The organism is Chryseobacterium amylolyticum (genome assembly GCF_051011775.1).
Taxonomy (GTDB): Bacteria; Bacteroidota; Bacteroidia; order Flavobacteriales; family Weeksellaceae; genus Chryseobacterium.
The window spans coordinates 138,651-151,575 of the sequence record NZ_JBPCHX010000007.1 but is presented as its reverse complement, the minus strand read 5'-3'; the positions used below and the strand labels follow the sequence as shown (position 1 = coordinate 151,575).

The window sequence follows — 12,925 nt, the reverse complement described above, 5'->3', positions numbered from 1 at the left end:
TTTGGCTAAAGCCGGTGATTGGTTTGTACTTTTAAGGCGGGCTAAAGCCCACCTCTATTGAATTTTAATAAACATCTTTTATCTTTTATAAATTTCCTGTATTAACAATTCTTAAAAAAAACTTAATTTTCTCTTCAACTCGTTTCCCAAACAGTCGTTTAATTTTGTTTCTGATTTTATCTAAAGAAGGAAAAAGTGAAAAAAATTTTTACAACTGTTTTATTTTGTGCCTCTGTTTTTTTCTATGCACAGACCGGTTCTCTTTCCGGAAACATTAATGACGATTCGAAAATAGCCCTGCCGGGAGCCAAAATCTCCTTAAGCCCCGGAAATATCTATACGACTTCTGATGAGCATGGAAATTTTGTTTTCCTGAATGTGCCTCCCGGAACCTACACCATGAAGATCGATTATCTGGGATATGGAACTCATGAATATCATGTAACGGTAGAGCCTGAAAAAAACACCCGTCAGAATATTATTTTCGACAAGAAAGAGACATCCATTGCGGCTATTGTAGTTTCGGGAGCTACATTAAAAAATCAGGCAAGAGCTTTAAACAAGCAAAAAAATAATGCCAATATCACCAACGTAATTTCTTCAGATCAGATCGGCCGTTTTCCTGATGCCAACATCGGAGATGCCCTGAAGCGGGTTCCGGGTGTCACCATACAAAATGACCAGGGTGAAGCCAGAAACCTTATCATCCGGGGGCTTGCTCCGAATCTTAACTCCGTTACCCTGAATGGTGACAGAATTCCTTCTGCTGAAGGAGATAACCGGAATGTTCAGATGGACCTGATTCCTTCTGACATGATCTCTACAATAGAGGTTAACAAAACCCTGACTCCGGATATGGATGCCGATGCCATCGGTGGTTCCGTTAACCTGATCACAAGGGCTTCTCCTAACGGACAGAGAATTTCTGCCACGCTCGCCGGAGGATACAATCCGATCCGTGAAAAAGGAAATTATACAGCCGGATTTGTTTATGGAAACAGATTTCTGGATAAAAAATTAGGCGCAGTTTTCAGTTTCTCCTATAACAACAACAATTTCGGTTCAGATAATATTGAACCTGTATGGAGCCAGGCCAATGATATCGCCCAGACTGTTTATGTGAGCAAAATGGGAGTACGTTATTATAATGAACACCGTATCAGACATAGTTTTGATCTTAATATGGATTATGAATTCAATTCTAAAAACAAGATCTATGCTTCCGCCATGTACAACTTCAGAAATGATAAAGAAACCCGATATGCCTTAGGATATAAAATAAAACCGGTATACAACAGTGATGAAACTGAAATCACAGACTGGAAAGGAAGCATTACAAGACAGAATAAAGGGGGGGATGCCGATAATGACAACACCCGCCTGGAAAAACAGAAAGTTCAGAACTACGCTTTAAGAGGGGAACATTTATTAGGTTCTAAAGTGGATCTCGACTGGTCCGTAAACTATGCCATTGCAAGCGAAGACAAGCCTCACCAGCGTTATATAGAGTTTGAAAACAGCAAAATGAATTTTTCTCCGGACCTCAGCAATCCTGAAAAACCTGTGATCAATCTTCTGGCGGCAGATAATCCGGGAAGCTATAAACTGAGTGATCTTTCCGATGCCAACAGCTTTACACAGGAAAAGGAACTGGGAGCAAGAGTGAATGTGCGTTTCCCGTTTTCAGTAATTGATGGTCAGAAAGGACGCCTTCGTACCGGTTTCCGCATGCGTTTGAAGAAAAAGGAAAGAGAAAATGATTTTTATGCTTTTACGCCTGTCAACAGTATGGGAAGCCTTTTATCCGTTCCGACAATAAATCTGGACGGTCAGAACTTCCAGCCGGGAAATTATGTTCCGGGAACATTCGTTGATCCTTCTTTCCTTGGAAATCTGGATTTATTCAATCCGGGATTGTTCAATGGTAAGCTGAAACCTGAAAAATATTTATCCAGCAACTACAATGCTAAAGAGCAGATTTATGCAGGTTATATCCGCTGGGACCAGGATTTTAATGACAAACTGTCCATGATTGTTGGAGCCCGTGTAGAGACAACACAGATTGATTACACCGGAAACTATGTCATGAATGAAAAGGATCTGGTAGGACAGATTAATAATACCAATACTTATACGAATGTCCTTCCGAATATTTCCTTCAAATATGTGCCGGTTCAGGATCTTGTGCTTCGTGCAGCCTTTACGACAGCACTTGCCCGCCCGAACTACTATTCGCTCGTTCCTTATCTGAATGTTATTTCAGAAGATGAAATCGTTGCAGCCGGAAACCCGAATCTAAAAGCAACCTATGCTTACAATTTTGATTTCATGGCGGAAAAATACTTTAAATCTGTCGGGATTCTTTCCGGAGGCGTATTCTACAAAAATCTGAACGACTTTATTTATACGTACTCAAAAAGAAATTATACGGCCAATGATTTTGCGAATGATTTTGCGGGACAAACCAATCCGATTCCGGCAGGAGAAAGCAACTGGAAGTTTACCCAGCAGCGTAACGGTGACAATGTAGATATTTATGGTTTTGAGGTCGCTTTACAAAGACAGCTCGACTTTATTCCCGGAGCTTTCTGGAAAGGACTTGGAGTATATGTCAACTATACTTATACCAAATCCAAAGCAAAAGGTATTACCAACGAAGAAGGTATTGAAAGAACAGATGTAGGATTTCCGGGAGCTGCCCCTCATATGTTCAACGGATCTTTATCCTGGGAAAATAAACGTTTTTCAGCCAGAATCTCCATGAATTATGCTTCTCATTATATTGATGAGCTCGGTGGCAAGGCATTTGATGACCGTTATTATGACAAACAGTTTTTCCTTGATGCCAATGCTTCCTACAGGATTACAAGCCAGCTCAGAGTTTTTGCAGAAGCCAATAATCTGACGAACCAGCCGTTAAGATATTATCAGGGAATCCCAGACAGGACCGCTCAGGCTGAATATTACAGACCAAGGTTTACGATGGGGGTAAAATTTGATTTTTAAAACAAACATGAAAAACATACATTATATACTGGCTCTTTCAGTTCTTCCTTTTGTGATCAACTGCACCGGTCAGCAACAATTAACAGAAAAATTAAAACCAACTGTTATTACAGAAACAGTTGTTCATGATACCGATGATCCTGCGATATGGATCAATCCTCAGGACACTTCAAAAAGCATTATCATCGGAACAGATAAAGATACGGATGGAGGCTTGTATGCCTTTGATCTTAACGGGAAAATCATCAATAAAGTTTTAGGATTAAAACGTCCCAACAATGTTGATCTTGAATATGGTTTTATTTTAAACGGGAAGAAAACCGATATTGCAGCAGTCACTGAAAGGGAAACCAATACAATAAAATTATATTCGCTTCCCGAACTGAAAGAAGTGGGTGAAATCTCTGTATTTGACGGAGAAACGGAACGTGGTCCGATGGGAATTTCAATGTATAAGAAACCACAGACAGAAGAAATATTTGTCATTGTGGGAAGAAAATCAGGCCCGGCTGACGGGTACTTATGGCAATATAAGCTTTCTGAAAAAAACGGTTCTATTACCGGAGAAGTTGTACGCAAGTTTGGAAAATACAGCGGTCTGAAAGAGATTGAAAGCATTGCTGTAGATGACGAAATGGGTTATATCTATTATTCTGATGAGCAGTTCGGGGTTCACAAATATTATGCTGATCCAAAAAAAGGAAATGAAGAGCTATCCGTTTTCGGAAAAGGAGATTTTACATCTGATGTGGAAGGAATTTCGATCTATCCTACTTCTCAGGGAAAAGGGTATATTCTGGTTTCAAATCAGCAGAATGATACTTTCAATGTCTATTTAAGGGAAGATCAGTCCAGAGGAAGAATTGCAGAAATTCCGGTTTCTACCTTAGAAAGTGATGGTTCTGAAGTGACCAATGTTAACTTAGGTCCGAAATTCCCGAAAGGAGTTTTTGTGGCGATGAGTAATGGCAGAGTATTTCATTATTATGACTGGAGAATGGTTGAAAAAGCTATTAAAACCGCTGTGAAAGCTGCAAAATAAAAATAATCTTTAACCATTAAGGTGATAAGGTTTTAAGAATATTAAGTTGAACTGTACTGTCATTGCGAACCACAGGTGAAGCAATCTCGTGAGTTCAGCTCAACTTAATACTCTTCATTTTTCATTCCTTTCACTGAATATGCTTCTTCAAAAACTCTGCGGTGAATGATATTTTATTTTTTAACAAATCCAGCGGAGTTCCTTCAAATAATACCTTACCGCCAAATTTCCCTGCACCGGGTCCCATATCAATTATCCAGTCTGCCTGTGAAATAATATCAAGATTGTGTTCGATGACAATCAAGGTATTGTTCTGATCTACAAGGCTGGTAAAAAACGTAAGCAGTTTTTGGATATCACTTGGATGCAGTCCTGTGCTCGGTTCATCAAGAATAATGATCTGATTGGTATTTTTCAGTTCTCTTGTCAGTTTCAGGCGCTGTCTTTCACCTCCGGAAAAGCTGTCCAGCCTTTGTCCTAATGTCAGATAATCAAGTCCAAGCTGTATCAGCAGATCAAAATTTCTGAGAACAAATTCATCCTTAAAAAAATCAGCGGCTTCAGAAACCGTCAGGTTCATCACTTCAGCAATTGTTTTTCCGTGGTATGTAAACTTCAGTACGTCGGGATCAAATCCTGAACCACCACAAACCTCGCATGGCTGTTCAATATCATCCATAAAAGCAAGGTCAATTTTTTCTATTCCTAATCCTTTACAGTTTTTACAGGCTCCTTCACTATTTCTGCTGAACAGCTTGTCTGAAACCTGATTAGATTGTGCAAAAAGCTTACGAACAGTATCCGATATTCCAAGATAAGTAAGCAAATTGGAACGGGCACTTGCAGTGAACAAAGACTGATCAATAATGGTCACATCCGGATAAAGCTCAGGTAAAATACGATTAATAAGGGTACTTTTACCGGAACCAGCCACTCCTGTTACAACTGTCATTATTCCGGTTGGGATATTTACAGTCACATTTTTAAGATTATATCTGTTGGCATTTTTAATTTCAAGATAGCCATCAGGCTTTCTGAACCTTTGTTTTACAGAGGGTTTCTTTGCGAAATAGGAACCTGTTTTGCCAGCCGAATTCTTTAAGTTTTTAAATGTTCCGTCATATACCACCTCTCCCCCATTTCTTCCTGAACCGGGACCAATATCAATAACCCGATCCGCCATTTTAATCAGGTCAGGATCATGCTCTACAATTAAAACAGAATTTCCTTTGTCCCGAATCTGCTGCATGATGGTGATGATATTCTGCAGATCTTTCGGATGGAGTCCGATACTGGGTTCATCAAAAATATATAACAGGTCTACCAGGCTGTTTCCCAGACTCCGAACCATTTTTATACGCTGAGACTCTCCTCCGGAAAGGGTATTGGTGCTTCGGTCCAAAGTCAGATACTGCAGCCCGATCGTAATGATATTCTGCAGTTTTGCTGAAAGCTCTTTAATAATGACTTCATATGTCCCTGTATCCAGAGAAGTAATAAACTCCAGCAGCTCGTCTACGGAAAGTGCCATACAGTCTGCGATATTCATTCCCTTAATTTTACAGGATAATATTTTTTCATTCAGCCGTTTTCCGTTGCATGAAGGGCATATTTTCGTTATGACAATATTCTTCAGAGCGTCTTTTCTAGTTATGTTTTCTTTAGAATCCTTTTTCAGAAACGCTTTTTCAATTCTTGGGACAATACCTTCGTATTTTACTGTTTTTCCCCATTCTTTATGAGGATGTTTAGGTTTGTGTTCCGGTGCGTACAACAAGGTTTCCCATTCTTTACCGGTAAAATCTTTCAGCTTTTTATCATTATCGAAATAGCCTGATAAAGTATATCTTGTTAAACGCCATCCGCCTGGCTGAAAAGTCGGAAACCTTACGGCTCCTTCGTGCAGAGATTTTTCACGATCCATTAAGGCATTCACATTCAACGTCTGAACAAATCCCAATCCTTCACACTCCGGGCACATTCCCTGAGGATGATTAAATGAAAAAACATTTGAATATCCCACAAACGGCTCCCCCATTCTGGAAAATAAAAGCCTTAAAGAAGCAGATACATCTGCTGCTGTTCCTACCGTAGATCTGGCATTTCCTCCCAACCGTTTCTGATTGATAATGATAGGAACATTCAGATTTTCAATTTTATCTACATCCGGAAGGCCATAATGCTGTAAACGGTTTCTGATAAAGCTGTTCTGGGTTTCATTGATCTGCCTTTGTGCCTCAGCTCCTATGGTTTCAAAAACCAAAGATGATTTTCCTGATCCGGATACTCCCGTAAAAACTACAATCTTGTATTTTGGGACTTTTATGGAAATATTTTTGAGATTATTTTGCCGGGCATTCGTAATTTCTATATTTTCCATGATAAAAATACTTAACTTTGTTAATATTTAACTAAGTTAAGCATATTTATAATGAAACCCATTGAAAAAGAATTTTTTAACACATTTACCGATTTCCAGTGCCTTATTCTGGCACATATGAACCGGGGTGATATTAACGGGGTAACCGCAGCCCATTATAATATTATTGAATTTATTTTAAGAAAAGGAACCGCTACGGGAAGAGAAATATCGACAGCGTTTAATATCAGCCAGGCAGCCATTTCAAAACAGCTGAAATTTCTGATCAGTCATGATTTTATTATCAGAAAACAGGAGGAAAAAGATCACAGGAAATTTAATCTTTCGGTGACCGATAAAGGAAAATTTATCATAGAAAATTCTGAGACATTCCGTAAGAATATTACACGGCAGACGGCTTCTATACTCACTTCTAAAGAACTGGAAAATTTTAATTATCTGCTGGGTAAAGTTTTGAATGATATAAAATTGTAAAACTCAATTCTTACTTATATGTACCAAATACTCTGTCCCAGATAGAAGTATAGAATCCGAAATTTTTACTTTCATCCAAATGATGCTGATTGTGAAATCTTGTTGTTCCCACAAAAAAGCGGTCGAAGGAAGCCGGAAAAAATTCCCTGTTCAGGTGCCCTATGGTTCCCCAGATCAGATTAAGCAAAAGATAAATGGAAATGGAAACTACAGAAAAATCATATCCTATGAGTAAGGCCAGCATCATGAGTCCGAATCCTATCGTTTCAAAAGGATGAAGAACAAAGAGACTCAAAAAATTCGTACTGACATGCTCATGATGTTTTCCGTGCAGCATTTTATACAGGAAAGGTAAATGCGCGGCAAAATGGAAAAAATACATCAGAAGATCCATTAAGAGGAGCAAAGCAGCAACCTCCGTTGTTATTATCATGAAGGATTGTGTCTGTCCAAGCACTATCCATCCGTTTTTCCATAAAAAAGCTCCGAGTAACATAACGAAACTGTTACACAATATCGTAAGCAGGCTGAGAAAAAAATCGGATCTTTTGACAGGATGATTTTTTTCCTGCAACAGACTTTTACGGCAGGTTTTTTCAATAAAAATATATAAACCTATGGAAAACAGGTAGAGAAAGACGTTGACAATCAGGCTGAATATAATCCATTCCGGCCAGGAAAACTGCCAGAACATATTTAAATAACCGGAAAGTTCAGCTTGATTAAAATTCATAAATCCTTCATCCTTCAACTTGATGTCATAAAGGTATGAATTTCACAGTAAAGCAGCCAAAGTCTACATTAGCGCTATTTCTGTCTTGCCTTTCTTCTGAGTTCCCGAAGCCTTGAGGTGAGCTTTTTTCTTAAATCGTTATGGTATGCGCGGTAATTTTTGATGCTGTTTTCCAGATTCTTTTTATTAAGCAGATACTCTTCATAAAGATGGCTCAGTTCTGAAATCTGAGTAATCACTTCTGAGGGCTGGCTTTCAGGATCTTCCGCATCTTCTATCAGCAGACGGTAATATTCAATACGGCTGGTCAGGTTCATGTGAAGTTTCGGTTCTATTCCCTGCATGGTTTTATGATTTTATGGTGTTTCTGAATAGATTGAAGCAAACAGGCTAAAAGGCTAAATTGCAAAACGGCAAAGAGACTTTTATAGATTTTACTTTTTATTCTATATCTTATTTTATATTTGTCATTATTAAAATTCCGCAATCAGCTCTTTTGTCTTTCGCTATTTTGCTTTTTCGCTTTTCGATATAAACTACTTCCCCGCTACGATAGGCGGCACATCACTCTGAAATAAAATCCTGGTATTTCCATTCTTTTCGTGATCTGCTGATTTGAAATATCCACCGTTCAGAGCAGATGAGATAAGGGTTTCATCAGGATCTCCAAGAGGTAACAGCGGAAGTCCTGCATATTCATTAACGATTATCTGTGGTGAAATTCCATTGCTGTATTCTCCGGAGCCCTTGGCATTAAATACTTTATAAATTACCGGGTGAATCTGCCAGGAAATTTTTCTCGGTTTACGTTTGTCTTCCACCACAAATCCTGCCATATCTTTCCCCAGTGTGGTATTTCCAATCTGAATGACCTGCATATACGGCTTCAGATTATTGATGACAATTTCAGCAGCAGACGCTGTACTGTTAGAAGTAAGGATGAAAACTTTCTGTAAACCTAACGCATTGGCCCGTAGCGTTGTAAAATTTAAAGCTTTGGGATCATAGGCAATTTGCTCTGCGAATGTCCTTTTTACTTCACCTCCGTTTTTATTTCCTTTAAAAATAATGAATGGTGAAGCGGATGAAAGACCGGCGGGAATCAGTGAACAAAGTGCAGCCGCAGCAGATACTGAACCTCCATAATTGTAGCGGAGATCAAGGATCAGCTCCTGTACGCCGGCAGCTTTAAATTCTGCAAATTTTTGATTCAGCGCCTGGGTCATCCCGTCCGGAAAATCATAGATATACAGATACCCCACTTTTTTAGTGTTTTTATCAAAAATCTTAGATAAAATAGGCTGTTCAAAAGAGAAGCCGTAATAAACGGTAATATTTTTTTCATTGATGACTGTTCCATTCTGCCATTTTCCGACCGTAAGATCCACAACAGTCTGATCTTTAATGGATGCAGCCATAGCTTCAGCATTTGCGGCCGTCATTACTTTCCCGTTGACTTTGGTAATGATCATACCCCGTTCCAGCCCAGCATTGAAAGCCGGAGAATTTTGAAGGACCAGCTTAACCACAGTAATCACTTCATTATTGGCCAGCTGAACGACGGTATAATCAAAACCGTACATATTCCTTATGGACCGTGGATAGGTAGAAGAATCTTCAGTATTCACTATAAATGAAAACCGGTCCTGGGGAGACAGCAGGCTTTTAAAAAAATCTTTGGCAGGAAGTCTGTAATCCGGTTTTGCAGGCATCTGATCTGCCCAGTAATAGTATCGTTTCATACTGTCCTGAACCCAGAGATTCACAGATTCTGTACTTCCTTCCGGGAAAACAGGTATGCTTTCATCATTATTTGAACATGAAATGAGGAATGCTGCCATCGCAAAGCATAGAATTTTTAAAAAATTTTTCATACGTATTACAGATATTCTGCTACATCAATATCTCCTTTTACTACCCATTCTCCATTTTCCATCTTCTCCTGAAGGACAATCATATTGGCCCCTGTGTGCTGTTTTAATTTCACCTGAATCATTTTAGATCCTGCGTAAGGCTCTGTAGTTCCCGGTTTGTATAATTCAAGATAAACCGGAGCTGTAGAACTGAAAAAACTATAGACTTTCACTGCAGTAAAATTATCCTTCCCGATAGTATCAAACTCGGCCAGCACTACTCCGTTTTCCCTTTTCAGAATACCTTTTACATTTTTCAGAGATGTTCCTGAAAGCTCTCCCAGGTTAGGAAAAATAAATTCAAAACCTACTTTTCCCAAATTCACCTGGGGTTTTACAGCATAAGTCTGCAGGTAGATCCCCGGAAGATTAAAAAAGTAAAGGTTCTTATAATCATCTATATTGTCATAAGTAATATTGTATTTTGCAATTTCAGCACCTGTTTCATTGTTATAAACAGACAGTTTATTGGTTTCTCCCTGATCCAGTACAAACTGAAGCCGGGTTTCTATTTTATTGGTATAAGATGTTTTTCCGTCAATGGTTACAGGCTGTCCGTTAAACCTCAGCTGCAGCACATCAGGTTTGGAAAATCCTTTGATAGTAACCTCTCCGGGTTTCTGTACTTTATCATATAACTCCATCGTATTGTTGTCTGTGCATGAAAACAGTACAGTGAATAACAGTAGTAATGCGAAGATTTTATTCATCTTTCTTCAATTATTTCTTGTAAACTTTAAAAATATTGCCCGGCCCATGGGCCGGGCAATACACAATTATAAAAAAACTGGTTGGATATGTTCCGGATAGCTTTTTTCAAAGACTCTCCATTATTTATATTTAAAATTTCATGGTGTTTCTCCCATCAGATTCTAAGGGATCAGAATAATGATTATTTCTTAATAAATTTCAGTCTCTCCGTAGTCTTTCCATCCGTAATTTCTGCAATATATGCTCCTGATGTAAGACCAGCCAGATGAATCGCTTTGGAATACTGAGCGGTAAGTACTTTTTGTCCTGCTGCATTATAAATACTGACTACGGTTATATTTTCTTTCAATGCCGGATTAAGCTGCAGCTGTAAAAATTCTTTTACCGGATTTTCTGCGATTTGTGTTATAATTTTGTTTCTTTTTACATCCTTAGTTCCCAAAAATGAATCGGCATAAATTCCTATTTCATCAATATTAATGTTCTGGATATTATTTCCGCTTGCTTTTCTGTTGGCCCACATCCCGATATAAATTTTCTTCCCTGCAAAAGCAGAAAGATCTACAAGGGATTCTACAAACTCGGTGAGATCCGCCGGAAATGGATTGGCAGAATCTCCTACCTGTATTTTGTAAGGGCTTGAAATGTCATTTCCATTGCCATCTACCGTCATTGCCTGAAAGTCAGATAATGCAGGAACTTCTTTCTGTGGTGTGCTTACATAGATAAAAAGATCTCTGGCAACAATGGTATGGGTGGATCTCTGCCTTCCGATATAAGCTGCTAAAGTGACAGTTCCTGAAACATTTGTAAGATCAATCTGAGGAGAAATAATCCAGTCATTTTCCGTTGTAAATCCTGTAGCATTTCCGGTTGGAACCAAACTGATCGAATGGCGGAGAACACCTGCCGTTCCATAAGTTAAAGATGTTCCGTTGTGATAGATATTTTGTCCCTGTACCCATCCGTTGCCATTGCTGTTCAGATCATGGAATGTCCATCCCTGAAGATCAGCAGGAGTGTCAAAAGAATTCCCCCATACCAGAGACTGCGCTGCAGCCAGATGGGTTAAAAACAGAGCAGATGATAAAATTATTTTTTTCATAATGCTGATGATTAAGATTTTTGAAGAAAGCAAGGAATCAGCATGTGCTGTTCCCTGCTTTTTAAAGTTTTTATTATTCTACAATCGTGAAATTGTATTTTGTCCAGATTCCCTGGAAATTTCCACAGTTTCTTGGAGATACATTCCAGCTTCCTTCGTTGAAGAACGGCTGGCTCATACCCCATAGAGATGCAGGAGTACCAGTCGCCAGGTTAGCTGCAGGAATTCCCGCTGTACCTGTACCCGTAACTGAAGTAGTAAATCCGTGAACCTGAATTGTGCTGTATGCTGAAGCTGAAGAAAGTTCAGAACCTGTACCTTCCACTTTGATTCCCACAGGGTAACCTGTAACTACAGCGTTATTTAATGTTAATCTTCCGTGTCTTCTGATGTGGATACCGTTTTCATATAAAACACCTTTAGAAGAGTTTTTAGCACCGATAATAGTAAGGTTGTTGATTACCGGATGAGTCAGCAATGTTGTAGAAGAACCATCTGCATTGTTATCAAGCTCGATACCATTAGAATCCGGGCTTGCTCCGCTAAGACTATGCGTAGAATTATAATCTGCCAAAGCCAGTGCACAAGTGATTGTTCCTGTATATCCGTTATCGAAATCGAAATTATCATCATCCGCAGCGAAAGAAACAAGGTTGGAAGCGTTTACAGTACCACCGAAGAATTCAAAAGAGTCATCTTTCCCGAAAGACACCTGAATATGATCCAGAGTAGTTCCGTTTCCTACTCCTCCTAAAGTAAGACCGTTGATCTCATTCCCAGAGTTCGGAGCTAAAAGATCGTATCCGGCAAATTCAATACGTACATATTTCAATGTTCCACCGTTATGAGAAGAATTGGTTCCACCGTAATAGAAATCAGGACCGGATAACCCTTCAATCGTTTTTGTGAAAGGCGTGTTTGTAGGAGCATCTCCTAATATGATAACACCTCCAAAATCACCAGGAGCAGCAGTTGTATCTTCGTTTCCATCCAACAATTTGTAGCTGGTGAAGATAATTGGCTGAGCTTCTGTACCTGCTGCATTGATTTTTCCTGTTTTAGTAATTACCAGTACTCCTGTAGCTGTATTGTTACTGTTTGGCTTAGCTTTAATGAATGTACCCGGCTGGATTGTTAATGTAGCACCATTCTTTACGGTTACAACTCCATCTAATTCAACTACACCGCTCCATGTAGTATTTGTAGTAATAGCACCACTTACGCTGGTTACCGGAAGAGCCGAAGCTGTAAGGTACTCAGCAGAAGTAGATTTCATTTCGAATGGAGATGATGAATCCGCCAGTTGATCGTTTTGACAAGCTGTAAGAGATAATGCTGCCACTGCAATTAGAGTTAGTCTTTTCATTGTTATAATTTTTAATAAATCCGGTCGTGTTATTTTTTATACCAGATCAGTTTTTTATTCAGGAATATCTTCCTCTTATTCCTTCGATTTGTTTTTTGGTGTTCATCCCATCGCTGCAGGAGGAGCTGCATTGCGGGAGTTCCCGTGAGAATCGTTAAAGCCCGGGAAAACTTTAACGCCGGCGTTATCAGAACT

The 12,925-nt window shown here is 39.1% G+C and carries 10 protein-coding genes; 3 read left to right on the top strand and 7 right to left on the bottom strand.

The features are described 5' to 3' along the window. Positions 1–195 precede the first annotated feature (195 nt). Positions 196–3,006: a TonB-dependent receptor gene (locus ACR1PO_RS19245; protein WP_433987841.1), complete on the top strand. Its 2,811-nt coding sequence runs from the start codon at positions 196–198 to the stop codon at positions 3,004–3,006. A gap of 7 nt (positions 3,007–3,013) precedes the next feature. Further along, complete coding sequence (locus tag ACR1PO_RS19240) at positions 3,014–4,048, top strand: phytase (protein ID WP_433987840.1); 1,035 nt, start codon at positions 3,014–3,016, stop codon at positions 4,046–4,048. A 130-nt stretch (positions 4,049–4,178) separates the two neighbouring features. Here the strand turns inward: ACR1PO_RS19240 and ACR1PO_RS19235 are convergent, their stop codons facing one another. Beyond that, entirely contained in the window at positions 4,179–6,428 is a 2,250-nt protein-coding gene (locus tag ACR1PO_RS19235) for an ATP-binding cassette domain-containing protein (RefSeq protein ID WP_433987839.1), read from the bottom strand. A gap of 51 nt (positions 6,429–6,479) precedes the next feature. On the opposite strand from ACR1PO_RS19235, the gene ACR1PO_RS19230 reads away from it, so the two are divergent. Next, entirely contained in the window at positions 6,480–6,902 is a 423-nt protein-coding gene (locus ACR1PO_RS19230) for a MarR family winged helix-turn-helix transcriptional regulator (RefSeq protein ID WP_433987838.1), read from the top strand. Between the two features lie 10 nt (positions 6,903–6,912). Here ACR1PO_RS19230 and ACR1PO_RS19225 read toward each other — a convergent pair whose 3' ends face one another. The 6 genes from ACR1PO_RS19225 to ACR1PO_RS19200 form a co-directional block, all read right to left on the bottom strand. Further along, positions 6,913–7,398 (bottom strand): sterol desaturase family protein, encoded by a 486-nt coding sequence (locus ACR1PO_RS19225; protein WP_332387319.1) that lies wholly within the window; start codon positions 7,396–7,398, stop codon positions 6,913–6,915. A gap of 311 nt (positions 7,399–7,709) precedes the next feature. After that, on the bottom strand, positions 7,710–7,979 hold the full coding sequence (locus ACR1PO_RS19220) for a hypothetical protein (RefSeq protein WP_433987837.1): 270 nt from the start codon (positions 7,977–7,979) through the stop codon (positions 7,710–7,712). Between the two features lie 192 nt (positions 7,980–8,171). Beyond that, positions 8,172–9,509, bottom strand: coding sequence for a S41 family peptidase (locus ACR1PO_RS19215; protein ID WP_433987836.1), 1,338 nt, complete (start codon positions 9,507–9,509; stop codon positions 8,172–8,174). Between the two features lie 5 nt (positions 9,510–9,514). After that, the gene (locus tag ACR1PO_RS19210) at positions 9,515–10,258 is read right to left on the bottom strand and encodes a hypothetical protein (protein ID WP_433987835.1); all 744 of its coding nucleotides are present in this window, start codon (positions 10,256–10,258) and stop codon (positions 9,515–9,517) included. 182 nt (positions 10,259–10,440) lie between these two features. Next, positions 10,441–11,364: a T9SS-dependent choice-of-anchor J family protein gene (locus tag ACR1PO_RS19205; RefSeq protein ID WP_332387323.1), complete on the bottom strand. Its 924-nt coding sequence runs from the start codon at positions 11,362–11,364 to the stop codon at positions 10,441–10,443. A gap of 73 nt (positions 11,365–11,437) precedes the next feature. Continuing rightward, entirely contained in the window at positions 11,438–12,730 is a 1,293-nt protein-coding gene (locus ACR1PO_RS19200; protein ID WP_332387324.1) for a beta-helix domain-containing protein, read from the bottom strand. Between the last annotated feature and the right edge of the window lie 195 nt (positions 12,731–12,925).